This is a genomic window from Cytobacillus sp. OWB-43 (genome assembly GCF_034651445.1).
Classification (GTDB): domain Bacteria; phylum Bacillota; class Bacilli; order Bacillales; family Cytobacillaceae; genus Cytobacillus; species Cytobacillus kochii.
Window position 1 is genome coordinate 1 of the sequence record NZ_JAYEFF010000007.1, and the last position, 17,199, is coordinate 17,199.

The following is a 17,199-nucleotide window of genomic DNA, read 5'->3' on the forward strand; positions in this document are numbered from 1 at the left end:
CGCCAGCGTTCGTCCTGAGCCAGGATCAAACTCTCCAATAAAGTGTTTGATTAGCTCATTTGCACCTATGGTGCTTTGTTGCTGATAAATCAGCTTTTTAGAATTACGCTTGACGTTTTATGTTCGTTCAGTTTTCAAAGAACAATCTCGTTCGCTTTAAAAGCGACTTTATTATCATAACATCCCGTCTTCATCACGTCAACCATTTTTTTAAAATAATTTAAGTGATTAAATTAGTAAATTTTTCTTTTATCGGGAACAAAAATAACTATATCATGATTAAAAAGTGTTTGCAATATAATTTTAAAAGTTTTAATCAAGTTTTTCATATTTTTATTAAGTATCGTAACTATCATATAGTTAAGCGTTTCCATTAATTGATAACCACAAGAAACTATTAATTATCTTTTGCTTTACTTATATATAGATACTCTTCAGATACTCTTCAATCATTCTTCCCTTCTTCTAAGCTCCCGTCTTAACTCAATAAGTAATCTCTCTTTCTCTTCATCCTTATCATAAATATTTGTCATAAAGTTGAGAATGGGTCATATAATCTACTAATCTCATTCTATTATATATGAAAGGTGTGAATAGAGCTGGAAGATGTAGCACTATACGTATCAGTAATTATGGCCCTTTTTTTATTTTCATTCGCTTATGTGGAAGGTATTCGTATCGCTAATTCACCAGGTAAAGTTTATGGAGGAACTTTCATCTTCACCGTAACAGCTGCATTTATTTTTAGTAGATTATCCTATTTATTTATATAAAAAAGGTGAGCTCATTCTTGGCTCACCTTTTGCTTCATTTTCTAAACTTGATCTTCATTATTTGCCTATAATCGTTTCTTTCTTCTTCTTCTTTCATCTATTAAAAAGGAAGATAGCCCTACTATAACAAATAGCCCACCCAAAATTTGTGACCAAGCTATTCTTTCTTGTAGTACAAAATAAGCTAAAATGGCTGCACCCACAGGTTCAAACAAAGTAGCCATCGAAATAACAGAAGTACTTAAATACTTTACAGACCAATTAAATAATGTATGGCCTAATAATGTTGGAAAAAGTGCTAAGAGAATTAAAAAAATCCAGTCATTTACTTGATAAGGATACAAAGGTTGTTTGTTAAGCATGACATAGATAAAAAGTGTCAATGTGCTAATACTGTATACAATAAATGTATAAGTAATCAGGGATACTCTTTGACGGACGGTCTGCCCAAACAGTAAATACCCTGTTACTAGCCCACAGGCGATGAGTGCTAACAAATCTCCATAGAGCGCCTTTTCACTTAGTAGAAAATCACCCCAGCTAATAATGATACAACCGCCTATCGCAGTTATAGTTGACAAAATGGATTTCCAAGAAGTTTTTTCTTTAAAGAAGAGATAAGTACCTATAAATGCAAAAATCGGTTGTAAGGCAACTAACACAGTCGAGCTAGCAACCGATGTGTATTGAAGAGACTCAAACCATAAAATAAAATGGAAAGCTAAAAAAATACCCGCAATGATAGAAAACAGCCAATCCTTGCTTGTAATATGACGAATTTCATGAACATATTTTAAAAGAAAGATTGGCATCATAAGCACGACTGAAAAAAGGAGACGATAAAAAGCAATAATACCAGGGGGAGCTGAAATCAACTTTACAAAAATGGCTGAAGTTGAAACTGAAACAACTCCTATAGCTAATACAAAAAGCGGATTCATCTTAACTACCCCATGCTATCACCTTGTCTCTATATATTGATATTTAGGTATAGACTATTTTACACCTTAAACCTATAGTAAAGGTAACTTATTTAAAATTTATTAAATGATAAAGCAGGCGATATTATGTACGGATTAGAAATGGATGTCCTAATGAAGTTAGGGATTTCAGCTGTGCTTGGTCTTATTATAGGACTAGAAAGAGAACTAAAACGTAAACCAGTTGGCTTAAAAACAAGCCTAGTCATTTCAATCGTTAGCTGTCTTCTCACTATTGTGTCAATAGAATCAGCATACATATTTCCAGGTAATGACGATATTAATATTACAATGGATCCTTTACGTTTAGCAGCTCAAATTGTATCAGGAATTGGCTTTCTTGGTGCAGGGGTCATATTGAGGAGAGGGAATGATAGTATTTCCGGCCTTACAACAGCCGCCTTAATTTGGGGCGCAGCTGGAATTGGTATCGCTGTTGGAGCTGGATATTATATGGAGGCTGTTGCAGGCGTCGTATTACTTATTATTTCAGTTGAAGTTGTTCCCTACTTATTAGGGCTTATTGGCCCAAGACAACTACGAGAAAAAGAGATTACGATGAAAATGGCAGTTGAAACGAAGGAACAGATCACGACGATTATTCATACCATTAAAGAGCAGCAAGCGGCTATTCGCAGGATGAGAATTAAAGATACTGAAGAGGGCTACCCACAAGTTTATTTAACTATTGCAGTAGATTATCGTAAAAAAACAACTGACTTTTATCATACAATTTCTCAAGTGCCGGGAGTAAAGTCGATGGAAATAGAAAGCTTGCACTAATTTTTTATTTTGACTATTGAAAAATATTCATTCTCCCGCTATAATTTCAATATATCTAGCGGGGGATTAGCTCAGCTGGGAGAGCGCATCGCTGGCAGCGATGAGGTCAGGGGTTCGAGCCCCCTATTCTCCATACCAAGAAGCCTTGATTTATCAGGGCTTCTTTTATTTTTGTCTAATTATCCTCCCCCACTACAAACCTCATTCAACACCTTTAGAAGCATCACATAAATTGTATAAGCACATAATCAAGTGCAAACATTCTGAAAACAAGGGTTGCCATTAAAGTACATGCTGTAAACCCAGAAGATGAAGATGTTATTAGAGAGGAGCAGGGTTGGACAGAAAATGAATCGGTTCCATAAGTTACTAACTCGATTATAAAGATCCTGAATATACTCACCTTAACAATTGTTTCTCCTGCTTCTGCTGCAGGTGAAGTAAAACCACAAGAATGCACTAAATGGTATTGTCATATTCCATGGTAATTCTGTACCTCATTTGACTGAATAAGGCTAGTAAGTCCGTTGTTAAATGCAGCTCCTGTGCCTTATTCTCTTATTCTTCCACTTACTTCTACATCACTCCTCTAATCTTGTTTTTTAAATGCTCAACTAATCCTCTTTAACACGAACGTTTATTCGTGTATATTAAAGATATAATTTTCAAGGAGGATATTATGAACTCAGTTAATTTAATTATTTTAAACTTCAACGAAATTAGAAGAAGAAGTATTAAGGTCTGGACATCTATTCCTCAAGATAAGCTAGAATGGAAGCCTGATGATGAAGCCTTGACATGCCTAGAAATGATTAGGCATGTGTTAGAAAGCGAACATTATTATCACCTAGCAATTAAAAATAGAAGGAGTTTGTCCAAATTCAATTCTCCATTCGAAAATCGTCCTTTCACTTCTGTAAATGCAGAATTGGATTTTGCTGAACCTTATAGACAGCATTTTATAAATACAATTAAATCATTTTCAGAAGAAGACCTATTTAATATAAAAATTGACCGTTCCGATGCAGGTTACATACGAGATTTAGGTGACATGCTATTACGAATTGCTTATCATGAATCTGTTCATACCGGTCAGTTATTGGATTACTTAAGATCAGCAGGAATACCTAGAATCCATATATGGGATTAAGTCTCATTGGTGTTATCAACAACTCGCTGATACGTATGGTGTAGAGAATGAATACAAATTGATGGCTACAAAGTCTTTGAAAATTGGCTGAAATGATAACTTCTTGATATCCTGCTTTCATTCTGACGTTCTCAAGAAAAAGTATCGAGATTTAACCATTGATGGTTTTGTAATATTATCCAATATTGGTTATACTATTTTTTTGAAAGGCCACTTTCGTATATAAGAGCAACGTTTCAAGTAGTAAAGACGTAAGAATGAATCAAAAGAATAATAATCGTTGAGAGGATGGTTCAGATGGCAAAAACATCAATAACAACCCTTAATATGAAACGCAAATTTAATGTTCCAGCAGAAAAAGTATTTGACGCGTGGACTAAAGCAGACACGATTAAAAAATGGATGTTCACCATGGAACATACAAATAAAGTGGCAAAGAGTAATCCTCGTGTAGGTGGAACATGGGAAGTTGTGGATCATCGGGATGGGAAAGATTATCGAGCTATTGGAGAATACAAATTGGTTGAACCACCAGCGAAACTTGTTTTCACATTCAAAATGCCTCAATTTAGTGATTTAGAAGACGACATTACAGTGGAAATCGAATCGCTTGAATCAGGCTGTGAAATGATTTTCACACAAGAAATTAACGTAATCCATGAAAAAGATTGGACAACTGAAGATATTCAAAAAGCACATGAAGATTGGAAAAAAGATACCGAACAAGGTTGGCATTATATGTTCTTAGGTTTGAAAGAATTGGTAGAAAAAGGAAATATTACATATCCATCATTTTAATAAAAATAAGGCTAACTTTAACAAGAAACTTGTTTGAAGCAAAGTATAAAATAGTCAGATTCAATATCACAATTAGCAAAGAAGAGAAATTTAAAAGTTTCTCTTCTTTGCTTTTTTTATTTATTTCTGTGCAAGTTCAGAAGCAATTTTTTCGACTTCAATATAAGCATTTTCTAAAATTGTCTCTCTTTCTAGTAAAGCTGTCCCTTGCGCTCTAACCATATGATAATCTTCAATTCCAATAAAATTGAACATAGATTTCAAATATTTGTGTGAGTATTCGACTTCAGTATACCAGTCATTATTAGTATAAATACCACCACTTCCTTGTATCACCAACATACTTCTTCCATCATTAAGTAAGCCAATAGAACCATTCTCTGTATATTTAAAAGTCTCTTTCGCAATTAAAATATTATCCATATAGTCTTTTAATTTTGTTGGTACATTAAAATTATGCAATGGGAGAACGATTACATACTTATTCGCACTTTTAAATTGTTGTAACACTGCGCTCATACGGTTTGTTACTTCTTTTTCTTCATTCGTAAGTTCTTGATTCTTAGCAAGCTTAGCCCATGCATTTAAAACTATCTTATTTATCATAGGTACTTCTTCGCTATATAAGTCAATTTGTTCAATGACCTCATCTTCTGATTGTAATCCCTTATATACATTTTTAAAGTGATTAAGAACATTAAGACTAACAGACGAAGTAGATTCCACTTCTGGATGTGCATTTATAATAAGTAATTTGCTCATTAGATAATTCCTCCTGAATAAATGTTTCTTTAATGGGTAAACTAATTGTCTCTTACATAAATCGTCGATTAATCTTGTCGACGTTAATCAATATAACGCTATTAGTAATTTGTGTCAAACAAAAAAAACTATGTTAAGATACAAATACAATAAAAAGATAATTAAAGATGTTTTAAATAGAGCAGGTGATTACATGAAATATAGTGTTATGGTTGAATATGCGTTGCATAGTTTAGTGTACTTAATTGATGTACCATCAGATGAAGTTATTGGGATAAAAGAACTTTCAGAATTTCAAGGGCTTTCAGAAACATATCTTTCCAAAGCATTTGGTAAATTATCAAAGGCTAAAATTGTGAGTTCTGTTCCAGGAGTCAATGGAGGTTATAAATTAGCTAAGGCTCCTGAAGAAATTTCCTTTTGGGATGTAATAGAAGCTGTTGAAGGTGTTAAACCAATTTTTCAGTGTAAAAACATTTTAAGTAATAACCTTATGTATGTAGGTAAAGAAGAAAAAGAGGATAGAGACTGTTCATCTTGTATATCAGGTAATTCCACTTGTACAATAAATTTAGTAATGTTAGAAGCCGAACAGCAAATGAGAGAGTATTTACGAAACAAAACGATTGCTTGGTTAGATGAAGAACTTGATCGTGTTTTACCAAAAAAAATCCGTGTTGATAGCCGAGAATACTTTAAGGATAAAAGTCTTAAATAGCAAAAGAGAGTAGGAGAATGATTTCTACTCTTTTTTTGTCTTTTATTAATTAAAAATTAATATTTTGTTTATTTTATCCAAAAGATTATTTAGAAGGGGATCATAAGACAAAAATCTTGGAAGCATTCTTATAATAAATGTACTTATTTAAGGAGTTAATGAAGGGTTTTCCTTAAAGAAACGGAGAATTTAGGTGAAGAGGCTATTCATTTACTATGGTGAAATATGTATTTAAGGTAACATATAAAGGAGGCTAGATACTATAAGAAATGTTTGTAGAATAAAAGCAAGGGGGAAGAACTAACTTGAATATCACAACAGAAAGACTACTAATCAGACCTTTTAAGCGTAATGATTTACAGGATGTATTTGCTATTTATAATAATGATGATACTTGTAAGTTCTTATTACATGAGAAGTGGACTGACGAAGATATGAATAAAAGGTTTGATAAAAAGTTAGCAAACTGTGCACTCACTAAAGAATCCATGTTAAGTTTGGCAGTTATATACAAGAATAAAGTAGTTGGTGATTTATCCGTATGGTATACAGAAATGAAAGATACTGTTGAGATTGGTTATAGTTTTTCAAATGAAGTTGCTGGTAGAGGTTTGGCAACAGAAGCAGTAAGTAGTTTGGTCTATAAATTATTTGATGAATTTAATGTACATCGTATACAGGCTAATCTAGATGCACGAAATATAGCTTCACAAAAATTATGTGAAAGAATTGGTATGAGAAAGGAAGCACATTTCATACAAGATTTTTGGAATAAAAATGAATGGACAGATAGTATTGTGTATGGCATGTTAACTTCCGATTTGAAGTAACTGACTTATTAATTTGTATTAATGGTGACTTATGTTAAAAAGCCCTTCCAACTGGAAAGGCTTTTTAACATAAGTGCAAGTTCATTTAGTGGTATAAAATTTTTGTTTGTTTTTGCAGAAAATTTAATTGACCTATTTAGTAGTTATTAATAATTTTATAAGAGCTTGCCTCAATGATGTAGCAGGACGTTTTAATAAGAATTCCAAATCGGAATGTGTGGATTCTAAGCCACCTTCACGTATCCCTTTTTGAGTCATTACCAACATAGGGTGGTAAGCTTCTGGTACTCCGGCATCTTTTAACATTTTTTCAAAAGAAGCATCGTCTACTGCTACTAAAGGAACTTCCTTACCTGTTACTTGATTTAATATATCAACAAATTGCTGGTGTGTTAAATTTTCACCAGAAAGTTCATAAATGTTATTTTCATGACCATCTTCTACTAAAATATTTGCAGCTGCTTCAGCTAAATCTGGTCGGTATACCCAACCGATTTTCCCCTCACCTGCAGAAGTTACCCAAGGGGCACCATCCATACAACCTTGGATTGTATTAAGCTCATTTTCTATATACCAGTTGTTACGTAGAATTACATAAGGGATACCTGATTCAATAATAGCTATTTCACGTGCTCTATGAAGAACTGCTAGGAAGAAATCATTTTCTTCTGATCTAGTAACACTTGGATAAATAATTTGTTTTACGTTTGTTTCTTTGGCAGCTTCAACTGCATTTAAATGTTGTCGCATAACCGTTTCATAATCACCAAATGTTGATATAACAAATACTCGATCTATATCTTTAAATGCAGTAATTAGGGTAGCTTTCTTTTCAAAATCCGCTACTCGCACTTCCAAGCCTTTTTTCTTATAACCCATTGCTTTTTGAGACTTGTCGTCACGTACACCAACAACTACTTCTTCTACTGATAATTTGGCAAGTAAATATTCTACAACTTTAGAACCTAAATTTCCAGTTGCCCCAGTTATTAAAACTTTCATAGAAACTCCTCCACTATGGTGTATTTTTGATTTTTAATTCTAATATCTATACTATTTGTTATATAGGATTTATGTAAGTAGGCACATTTTAATAACATAGTCATAAAAATAGCACCTAGAGAAAAAGGAGGTTTTATTATGGCACGTTTTAGTTATCAAGATGAATCAATCACTGAGGAAATACAACAAGAAATCTGTCCATTAACAGTCACCCAAAATGCAATTGCGGGCAGATGGAAAATCGTGATTTTATGGCATTTAAGCCAAAATAATATCATTAGGTTTAATGAATTATTGAGAATGTTACCTGGAATATCAAAAGGAATCTTAACAAGACAATTGAGAGAACTTGAAGAGGACAACCTAGTACACAGAGAAGTTTATAAAGTTGTACCACCAAAAGTAGAATATTCATTAACCGAACAGGGGCGAAAATTTATACCTATTTTAGAAGCAATGCAAACCTGGGGTAAAGATTTGCTAAATAAAAAAATAGAGATGAATGAAAAATCTAAGTATTAATGAACTCTTACTAACTTACGAAAGAACTAAACCAGGCTACCATATAAAAAAAACAGCACCTAGTATTGTTTATTTAAAAAAATCTAAATACTACTTAAAGGTGTTTAAAATTTGTATAGCCCTCAATATCAAGAGGGCTCTCTTTAATATTCACTCATAAGCGCTAATCAAACCGATTTCTTCGGTTTTTTTCATACATTTAAGATTCTTAACATCTATTAAAAACATCCTCCTATATAAGATTAATAAGCACCAACCAATTAAATCTCTAAATTATTCACCTTCTATCAACTACGTATTTAGAAATAGATTTTTAAAATTCAGAAGATAACCCTTAAAAGGATGCTTCATTGATTTTCATCTGGTCAAAACGTTATAAATGATTGGAGCTTCTGTGTTTTTTCTAACATTCCATATTCTCTTGCTCACTCTCGGAGAACGTATTTGATTGGAGAAGTTACAGCTATACCCCTTCCGGCAATCTTCAATTCAATAAGGATTACTCCAACAAAGGGAAACAAGATTCCTAAACGACTAGAGCTATACGTTTTGTCTTCAAGCAATTAGAGAATAAAGCAGCACCATAAAATTGTGTATCCTCTTTTCAAAACTTTTCATCTTATAGTAAAATATACCCACAATGTATATAAGGAGGATCCATATGGATATTTTTAAGGGGATAGAATTTAACTACATGCAATTTATTGGACCATTGCTAATTCTGTTTATTACAATGTTTGGTGTAGCTTTCATTTATCGATTTTTGCTTTTTAAACTATTGCCAGTTAAACTCTACAATTTTTTTATCGGGCCAATAGCCTTATTAGGTTTTTTTATTTGGTTAATACCTATGGAATTAGGTTTCCATCAATTTTTTAAGTAGGCACCTTCATTTGGGTGCTTTTTTAAATAAACTTAAGAATTCTTTAATAAAGCTCATACATGCACCCAATCCCTTCAAAATCATAAGATGCTTTGAAGGAGTGATATCACCATGCCATGGCAACATAAAATTAATTATTTAATTGGCCAACCAATTGGTATCTCATTCACCAATGGTCAAGGGACATCAGGGAAACTTTGTGGTACATCTCAAAGAAAATTATTAGTGATTGAATATTTATATCAATCCCAATTCGCATTAAAACAATATGATTTTCATATGATTCAAGATATAAGTGGGTTTCCATCCTGTCATAACCAACAACCATTATATTGAAGCACAGCCCACATCAGTGGGCTGTTTTTTAAGAGACATTATACATAATCTGTAATTCATCCTGTGCTCGCAGATACATTGGTTAATTAAAATATACATCTACTTCGAAGCACATAATTCTGAGATTAAATACAAAAGCATACCTGGTAAAGAGCATGAAATATGTAAATGACTTTATAATTTATGAATACTTAAGTCCATTTAACGTCACTCTAAGTTAAGATAGTATACCTTAAAGGGGAGAGTTAAAATTAAGAGGATCCTCATTACCATGATTATGTTTCTTTTGTTAAGTGGATGTCAAAAGCCTGTAGAAATTCAATATCAAGCATACGCCATTGGTTTTGGTGTTGACTTTATTGACGAAGAATATGTGGTATATGTTCAATTCTTGGATTTTTCAAATGTAGCTAAGACCGAGAGCAGCTCTATTAATCAAGATAAACCTGTATGGTTGGGTGTAGGAACAGGCAATACAATAAATAAAGCATTAACTAATATTTATAAAACCATGCAAATAAAAATTAATTTTGATCATATCAATAGCTTTATTTTTTCAGAAAATATAATCAAGTATAAACTAAAGGAAACGACTGATTCACTATCTTCGAATTACAACATACGTGTCCATGGGTGGATTTATGGCACTAGTGAAGATTTAGAGGAAATATTGACACTTAAAATGCCTTTTTATTATCCCTATACAAGCAGTATTATTAATCAACCTCTAGACACACAAACACAAGTTTCAGAAGTACCTGCTATTGATGCAACTAAATTTCTTATTGGTTTAGGTGAAGCGACAAAGACTATCTTACTACCACGAATTGAAATAACTAATAATAATGTGAGAAAAAATGAATTGAAATTTTTAGTACCCTATTTTAATGGAGGATATTTTATTAAAGGCGGGAACTACAAAGGTTTTTTAAACTCATCTCAATTAAGTGGTTATATCAAAGCTAATAAGCAGGCAGATGTTGAAAGAAGTTTAATTCAAGTCAATATGGAAAATAAAAACGATCCTGTTGAAGTCGAACTTAGAGATCCTAAAACGAAATTAACGTTGGAGGAAGACAACTTTCATTCTAAATTCAAGTTAAACATAAAATCCACAATCATTTTAAGGGAGGGAGCCTCCGAAGTAAATCAAGATGCACTTAAACATAAAGTTGAAGATAAAATCAGAGATGAAGCGTTCTTATCTTTAAAATCTGGGAGGGAAAAAGGTATAGATGTATACCTTTTTGAAGATTACCTCTTTAGGCATCATAATAAAATTTGGATGCAACACAAATTTCAAGACATGTTTAAGAATATTACTGCCGAAGATATAAATGTAGAAATTAAATATTCTCATAGTCCAAATAAAGTATTTAAATCAAGAAGCAAGTAAAAGTGAGTAATTATTCGCTTAAAAGACTCTTACCTATTCATAGGACTTCAATTAAAAGTAATATAAGGGCATAAAGTAAAATAAAGAGAGGCAAAGGTCCTTTGAATGACAAATTTGTATTTTTTTCATCAGTTTCCTTTGCCATCTTCTCCTATGCCAAGTTTCAACTACCTCTCTATATCAAGCACCTAGGAATCCTTTTGTTACATATTGAGCAATTCATTCTTCACTTTCTAGCTTTCAAATAGCCCCTTAAAGTTTTAATTGAGTTATTCCTATAACGGTGTCCGGTAGCAATAGCCTGACTGAGACAAACTATTCATCTGGTACTCATACATTTAATGATGGCCACCCCTTTAGAAATAAAACGGTACATGACCTCCAATGTCTGCTACAAGATTATTACAAAAAAACTAATATAAGTTGGCAAACACTTTAATACAATGTAAAATTTTACATATTAACGAAGTCTATTGGGAGGATGAGGAGATGAAAGACAAACCATCATCAAAGAAAAGTAACTTCAAAAGTATCATTGGGTCAACTATCGCGATAAGCATCATTGTTCTGTTGGTCTTATCATTCGTTCTTGCTCTTTACTTTTTTAGTACTCTAGGAATCTTTCATTTACTTAACATCAAATTTGAATCCTTCCCATCCATCATTTCATTTATTTTGCTTTATTTTCTCATTGGAATCGTATCTGAAATTTTTATAGGAGCTCTCATTTTATTGATGAATCATTCGGGGAAATATACCCTGAAGCAACAGCAGGTTACATCTTTAGTGTTTTCTTTTTTGACAAACTGGGCGATTGTGTCTTTTTTGGATTATGTCATGCATTCCATCCAAATCGGATTGTTCGCTACAATTATTTTAGCTTTGATTTTTTCTTTAATAGAGTATGCATGTGAAGACTTAGGGAAGGATGAGGAAAAAGAATAGACTATAACAACTACCCATTTACTGCTTGCAATCATGAATACTCCCATAACGTAACAGCATTTTTTAGAATGGATGTACCAGAAAAAGAAGCTTGTACTATCTACTTAATATTTAAATATAATAGTCACAAAAAGGTTATCCATAGCCTGTAAGTCTTGCTTCATTTACTTTTCCTTCTGATTCCGTTATGATTATGATGAAAATATGTAAAAGAATTGAAAGGAGGGGAGCAGTCTAATGAGACATTTATCATTTAATCATACCATTCTCTTTGGGATGATATTTGCTGGTCTTTTTGAACTTGATTATCAAACGATTCATGACTTAACCTTAGCTGGTATTGTCTTAACAATCCTACTCCCCGCCTTAACGATATATTTCTTACAACGAAATACAGGCATGCTTTTTTATCGTCTTCAAGAAGCAGACGCTGATTTAATTAACCACTACGCATCTGTTCTTTCTAATGTGCTTAATTGGGCATGTAAACAAAACCGTTTACTTACAGTTCGTCGCAAAGAAAGTCCAGACGATAGCGATGAAGCATTTCTTTCTCTAATGACTAATTAAAACAATCATTAGAGGAGGAAATATTTTTGAAGAAAATGATATGGTTAGTAATTACAATTTCATTGGTTTTAGCTGGCTGTCAAGCAAATGGTGGTACAGACACAGGGTTTTTCCATCATTATTTTGTGCAGCCATTGATCTCTATCATCGACTTTTTTGCAGGCATATTCCACGGAAATTATGGTTGGAGTATTGTGCTAGTGACTTTATTATTAAGGTTGATCTTACTACCTTTAACCGTTAAACAAGTAAAAAGCTCTCAATCGATGAAGGTCAAAATGGAAGCGTTACAACCTGAAATGAAGGCTATACAAGAGCAAATGAACAAAACAAAAGATGAAGCTAAGAAGCAAAAATTACAACAAGAGCTTATTGGTTTATATGCGAAACATGGGGTCAACCCATTGAATATGGGGTGTTTGCCCTTGCTGATACAAATGCCGATTTTGATGGCTATTTATTATGCTATTAGAACATCTCCTGAAATCGCTACCCATGGCTTTTTATGGTTTAGCTTAGGACACGCCAATATTCCCATGGCTATTATCGCTGGTGTCATTTATTATTTGCAATTCAGAGTTTCCCTTATGCAATTACCAAAGGATCAACAACAAGGACCAATGAAAATCATGGGATACCTTTCACCGGCAATGATCTTGTTCATTTCCCTATCTGCACCAGCTGCACTGCCTTTATATTGGTCAGTGAGTGGATTATTCCTTATTATCCAGACATATGTCATCCAGAAAAAATATAAGAAATCACCCGTCGTGCAACCTAGTCTTTAATAATAGGTTAAAAAAAGTCCAATGATTAAATTAATCATTGGACTTTACTATCTGCTGAGGAAAAAAATTTAATCTCTGCCTACTAACTCACCACTTATCGCATTAATAATATAATCGATATCTTCACTACCATCTCTGACTTCGATTTCATACTGCTCTGTTCCATTCTCTACTTCTAATGTCCAACCGCCAATTTCATTACTCGTTTCTGCTTGAACAATTTTCATCGCTTCTGAAGGTGAAAGAATCTCATTTAAAGAAATACCTTGTTCTTCATCCCCTTTTTCAATTGCCTCTTCACTTTGATCTAAAATATCTCCAGTATGTGCATCAATCACAAGCTCATACTCTTTTTCATTAGAAGCTCCAGCCACATCATATTTCCATTGATCCATATCACTATCTAATTCAACTTTTGTAATATAATCCACTTCATATTCTCGCAGAAAGATATCTACGGCATTTTGAAGACTCACTTCAATTTCTTCATCTGCTAGATTAGGTTTATCAATGTTTCCACTCTGAGAATCGCCCTCACCATCGCCACATGCAGTCAAACAAAACAACGTCATTATCGATAATATAAGTAAAAATCTCTTCATCTTTAATCGTTCTCCTTTAACTATTATGTACTTATGTTTTATATTCCCTCTTCTTTCAAATAAAAAACAAGTATTAGATTGTATTCACTTAAAGTTAACCTTTAAGAGTAGGTGAATCAAGTTATTTGTTAAGTTTACTGCTAATAATTGGAGCTAAGATAATGGGATGAACAATAAATTTACGATTACTACTGGAGATATCTCTAGTATGAGCGCTACAGTTCTACTATATTTGCTAAAAAGGGGCAGAAGTAATTGTAACAGATATAGATGATCAAGTAAGAAAAATGCTTAAAAAAATTGAATGTTGCAAATGAGGGAAAGCTAAATGAATCAGACTTAACAGAATCCGATACTTGTACAAAAGAGTTCCTGAGGATAAAACAAATGATGAATAAAAAAAGTCAATGTTGATTAGATGTGAAATTCTTAAAAGTTCAAGCATTAAAGGAGACACAATCGACTGGCTACACTTCATGTTGCAAAAGAGAAGAAGATTCGTATGAATAGAGTCCAGCCAGGTTTCATTGCGATGAACTGGCAACAAACAATTTTAAAAAGATGAACTAATTGCCAAAAAACCGTTAGTCGATGAGGTTATGCTGTTGTACCTAGCTTCTAATGATTCGACTCTTACTACGGGTCGTGTACTAGTTAATAAATGGTCTTTATTTGGAAGAAGTAACCGGTAAATGTACATCTTTCATTTTTATCTCCTTAAGTACAAACCCACTTCCTTCACCACATACATATAATGAAGCGAGTATGGGAGGGATTAGGCCTGAATAGTCAACTAAAGGAGATTTTTGGCTCTGTATTGTCAACTATCGGTACAATTGAAGCAGCTTTAGGAAGTACTCCTCAACTCCCTATCAATGAACAGCTAAAAATTGATTTGCGTTTGCAAGGAAATATACTTCAAGCTACAGGCGAAGCACTTTCCGCTGATGGCCAAGGAACCTATTCACTTGAGCTTATTGGTGATGAAGTCCAAGCTGTTGGCAATTCTCTCGTTATCATTGGCATCCTTTTTGACCCAAATAAGGACTTGAACCAAAGAATAATCATTACTGGTAATTGGTTCCAGGCTTTAGGAAGTTTTGTTGCATTAAGTGATGAGTTTTTTGATTTAACACCCTCGGGTAGATTTTTAAATATAGTTGGTGGCTTCCTTCAAGGAATTGGCAATAGTATGCAAGCAAAAGGAGGGATTGAATCATTAAGAGACAAGAGTAGTGAGAGCGGTGAAGCATTGGGGTTTTATGGTAGCTGGATTCAGGCGATCGGGTCTGTTTTATCACTTATTGGTCAAATGAAAGAAGAGCTTCAAGAAATTGCACTTCATATTAATGAGTAAGTTTATAAGCCTCGTACAAGTAATCATGTTTACCTCTCTTTTTACATATACCTTTAAAGAAAGGATGTGTAAATTCATGAGTGAATTTGTACTTTGCAATAAATGTCAAGAGCTTGTTTATTATCATGAAATACTAATCGTAAAAAGAAAGACCATTTGTATGACTTGTTTAACTAAAAGAGTTGTTCACAAATCAAAATAAGCGGTGTCCCATATTTGATAATTACAAATATGGGATCCGCTTATTTTTTCTTAAATCTTAAAACCACGCCTTATTTTCAGTTTACGAGAATAGCATTGGTCACAAACACCATCATTATCGATATATTCATTCTTGTCTTCTATTACTTTCTCACATTTAGAGCAAATCCACTGTTGTTGTTTCACTTGTTTCATTACTCTCAGCTCCTTTTCAACTATCATTCGACAAATCTAGGTAAGTTCCTTTTCGTTTTTATATTTTTCGGAAAATAAATGTATCTTTCTTTGAAAAATAACAGAAGCTAATCCTATCACTCTTCTTAGGAGGGTTTTTTAATGGTATTTTTCATTGTATTGATGATTATAATGATTCCTCTTTTAATGGTTTTTGCTAATAAATATTGGGCACCTACACATATTGTGCTAATTTCTTTAGCTACCATTTCCCTTATCGTTTTTGAAAGTATAACAGCTACAACAGTTTATGAAATCATTAGCGAAAACTTAGTATTTATGACAACCGTCCATGTCGTCTTTCTCAACCCTTTATTTTTAATTACAGGGGGATATCTAGGGGTTTTCTTACTTTATTTACTATTTTTAAGACTTGCAATGAAATAACTAATTAGGTTTGAACCCATTTCTTTCACCATTCATATAGTATAAGGATTCTTTATTTGGTGGTGAACGGGATGATAACAATTAGCCTTTGTATGATTGTAAGAAATGAAGAGGAAGTACTTGCTGAATGCTTAAAAAGTGTGTCTGATTTATGTGATGAAATTATAATTGTAGACACGGGCTCAACAGATGAAACAGAGAAAATCGCTAAAGAGTTTACTGAACATCTTTTTCACTATGAATGGACAGATGATTTTGCCGCAGCAAGGAATTATGCTTTTGAGCAAGCCACACAAGATTATATTCTCTGGTTAGATGCAGACGATATACTTTTACCAGATGACAGACAAAAAATGAAAGACTTAAAAGGAGCGTTATCTTTTGACGTAGATGCTGTCGCAATGCTCTACCATTTAGCCTTTGATGAGGAAAATAAACCAACCTTTAGTTCTCGTAGACATCGGTTAGTTAAAAGAGACCGACATTTCAAGTGGCATGGTCCTGTCCATGAATATTTGGAAGTCGGGGGCCATATTATTGAGTCAGATATTGCCATTAAGCATAATAAAAGTAGGAAACAAACACATCATGAACAAAGTGACCGCAATATTAAAATATACGAGAAAAGGGTAGAAAAGGGTGAGGAGTTTTCACCAAGGGATTTGTTTTATTTTGCAAATGAACTAAAAGACCATGCTAGATTCGAAAATGCAATTTCCTATTATGCACAATTTTTACAGAGTAAAAAGGGATGGGTCGAGGATGAAATTAGGGCATGCTTATCTATAGCTGAATGTTATAAACATTTAAATATAGAAGAAAGTGAGCTTGAGGCACTCATTTTAACCATGAAGTTTGATACACCAAGACCCGAAGCCGCTTGTAAAATTGGTGATATTTATAAAGAAAAAAATGACTTTAATAAGGCCATTTTTTGGTATCAATTAGCAACTACGCTCAAGGAACCGACTCATTTTAATTTTAAAGATGAATCTTATACTACCTGGTACCCACATATTCAACTATGTTATTGTTACTGGCAAAATGGTAATGAAAATCAATCATATTTCCATCACTGTAAAGCAAAAGAGTACCGACCCAATGATTCAAGAGTCAATCATAACGAGCTTTTTTTCAAAGAATATTACATCAAATAAGCAATGTGAGGATAATGATTCCCAC

19 protein-coding genes and 1 tRNA gene are annotated in these 17,199 nt (G+C 33.2%); 15 read left to right on the forward strand and 5 right to left on the reverse strand.

The genetic code is table 11. The features are described from left to right. Positions 1-838 precede the first annotated feature (838 nt). Complete coding sequence (locus U9M49_RS19130; protein ID WP_322910393.1) at positions 839-1,714, reverse strand: DMT family transporter; 876 nt, start codon at positions 1,712-1,714, stop codon at positions 839-841. 126 nt (positions 1,715-1,840) lie between these two features. Here U9M49_RS19130 and U9M49_RS19135 point away from each other — a divergent pair, with 126 nt between their 5' ends. The 4 genes from U9M49_RS19135 (at position 1,841) to U9M49_RS19150 (ending at position 4,484) form a co-directional block, all read left to right on the forward strand. Continuing rightward, the gene (locus U9M49_RS19135) at positions 1,841-2,536 is read left to right on the forward strand and encodes an MgtC/SapB family protein (RefSeq protein WP_095372133.1); all 696 of its coding nucleotides are present in this window, start codon (positions 1,841-1,843) and stop codon (positions 2,534-2,536) included. A gap of 60 nt (positions 2,537-2,596) precedes the next feature. Beyond that, positions 2,597-2,669 (forward strand) — tRNA-Ala (locus U9M49_RS19140). Positions 2,670-3,215: 546 nt separating this feature from the next. Further along, entirely contained in the window at positions 3,216-3,686 is a 471-nt protein-coding gene (locus U9M49_RS19145) for a DinB family protein (protein ID WP_095372132.1), read from the forward strand. 297 nt (positions 3,687-3,983) lie between these two features. Continuing rightward, entirely contained in the window at positions 3,984-4,484 is a 501-nt protein-coding gene (locus tag U9M49_RS19150) for an SRPBCC family protein (RefSeq protein ID WP_095372131.1), read from the forward strand. A 120-nt stretch (positions 4,485-4,604) separates the two neighbouring features. Here the strand turns inward: U9M49_RS19150 and U9M49_RS19155 are convergent, their stop codons facing one another. Then, positions 4,605-5,246 (reverse strand): FMN-dependent NADH-azoreductase, encoded by a 642-nt coding sequence (locus tag U9M49_RS19155; protein ID WP_095372130.1) that lies wholly within the window; start codon positions 5,244-5,246, stop codon positions 4,605-4,607. Between the two features lie 193 nt (positions 5,247-5,439). Here U9M49_RS19155 and U9M49_RS19160 point away from each other — a divergent pair, with 193 nt between their 5' ends. After that, complete coding sequence (locus U9M49_RS19160) at positions 5,440-5,964, forward strand: RrF2 family transcriptional regulator (protein ID WP_095372129.1); 525 nt, start codon at positions 5,440-5,442, stop codon at positions 5,962-5,964. 305 nt (positions 5,965-6,269) lie between these two features. Further along, positions 6,270-6,794, forward strand: coding sequence for a GNAT family N-acetyltransferase (locus U9M49_RS19165; protein ID WP_095372128.1), 525 nt, complete (start codon positions 6,270-6,272; stop codon positions 6,792-6,794). A 132-nt stretch (positions 6,795-6,926) separates the two neighbouring features. On the opposite strand, the gene U9M49_RS19170 is transcribed toward U9M49_RS19165, so the two are convergent. Next, positions 6,927-7,796, reverse strand: coding sequence for an SDR family oxidoreductase (locus tag U9M49_RS19170; protein WP_095372127.1), 870 nt, complete (start codon positions 7,794-7,796; stop codon positions 6,927-6,929). Between the two features lie 138 nt (positions 7,797-7,934). Between U9M49_RS19170 and U9M49_RS19175 the strand changes: the two genes are divergently transcribed. The 6 genes from U9M49_RS19175 to yidC all read left to right on the forward strand — a co-directional run bounded on the left by U9M49_RS19175 (position 7,935) and on the right by yidC (position 13,236). Beyond that, complete coding sequence (locus U9M49_RS19175) at positions 7,935-8,318, forward strand: winged helix-turn-helix transcriptional regulator (protein WP_307318079.1); 384 nt, start codon at positions 7,935-7,937, stop codon at positions 8,316-8,318. A 994-nt stretch (positions 8,319-9,312) separates the two neighbouring features. Continuing rightward, positions 9,313-9,537, forward strand: coding sequence for a hypothetical protein (locus U9M49_RS19180; protein WP_095372124.1), 225 nt, complete (start codon positions 9,313-9,315; stop codon positions 9,535-9,537). Between the two features lie 259 nt (positions 9,538-9,796). Then, entirely contained in the window at positions 9,797-10,933 is a 1,137-nt protein-coding gene (locus tag U9M49_RS19185) for a Ger(x)C family spore germination protein (protein WP_322910437.1), read from the forward strand. 489 nt (positions 10,934-11,422) lie between these two features. Beyond that, a complete protein-coding gene (locus U9M49_RS19190) occupies positions 11,423-11,878 on the forward strand; it encodes a YrvL family regulatory protein (protein WP_095372122.1) in 456 nt (151 codons plus the stop codon). Between the two features lie 237 nt (positions 11,879-12,115). Then, positions 12,116-12,448, forward strand: a complete 333-nt coding sequence (locus U9M49_RS19195) for a hypothetical protein (RefSeq protein ID WP_095372121.1) — start codon at positions 12,116-12,118, stop codon at positions 12,446-12,448. A gap of 35 nt (positions 12,449-12,483) precedes the next feature. Further along, complete coding sequence (yidC, locus tag U9M49_RS19200) at positions 12,484-13,236, forward strand: membrane protein insertase YidC (RefSeq protein WP_095373619.1); 753 nt, start codon at positions 12,484-12,486, stop codon at positions 13,234-13,236. 68 nt (positions 13,237-13,304) lie between these two features. Here yidC and U9M49_RS19205 read toward each other — a convergent pair whose 3' ends face one another. After that, positions 13,305-13,838: a PepSY domain-containing protein gene (locus tag U9M49_RS19205; RefSeq protein ID WP_095372120.1), complete on the reverse strand. Its 534-nt coding sequence runs from the start codon at positions 13,836-13,838 to the stop codon at positions 13,305-13,307. A 754-nt stretch (positions 13,839-14,592) separates the two neighbouring features. Here U9M49_RS19205 and U9M49_RS19210 point away from each other — a divergent pair. Beyond that, positions 14,593-15,195, forward strand: a complete 603-nt coding sequence (locus U9M49_RS19210) for a DUF6944 family repetitive protein (RefSeq protein WP_322910394.1) — start codon at positions 14,593-14,595, stop codon at positions 15,193-15,195. A gap of 252 nt (positions 15,196-15,447) precedes the next feature. Here the strand turns inward: U9M49_RS19210 and U9M49_RS19215 are convergent, their stop codons facing one another. Further along, on the reverse strand, positions 15,448-15,591 hold the full coding sequence (locus U9M49_RS19215; protein WP_180316941.1) for a hypothetical protein: 144 nt from the start codon (positions 15,589-15,591) through the stop codon (positions 15,448-15,450). Between the two features lie 141 nt (positions 15,592-15,732). Between U9M49_RS19215 and U9M49_RS19220 the strand changes: the two genes are divergently transcribed. Together U9M49_RS19220 and U9M49_RS19225 are read left to right on the forward strand one after the other, a co-directional pair. Then, positions 15,733-16,017: a transposase gene (locus U9M49_RS19220; RefSeq protein WP_095372119.1), complete on the forward strand. Its 285-nt coding sequence runs from the start codon at positions 15,733-15,735 to the stop codon at positions 16,015-16,017. 71 nt (positions 16,018-16,088) lie between these two features. After that, on the forward strand, positions 16,089-17,174 hold the full coding sequence (locus U9M49_RS19225) for a glycosyltransferase family 2 protein (RefSeq protein WP_095372118.1): 1,086 nt from the start codon (positions 16,089-16,091) through the stop codon (positions 17,172-17,174). The last annotated feature ends 25 nt before the right edge of the window (positions 17,175-17,199 follow it).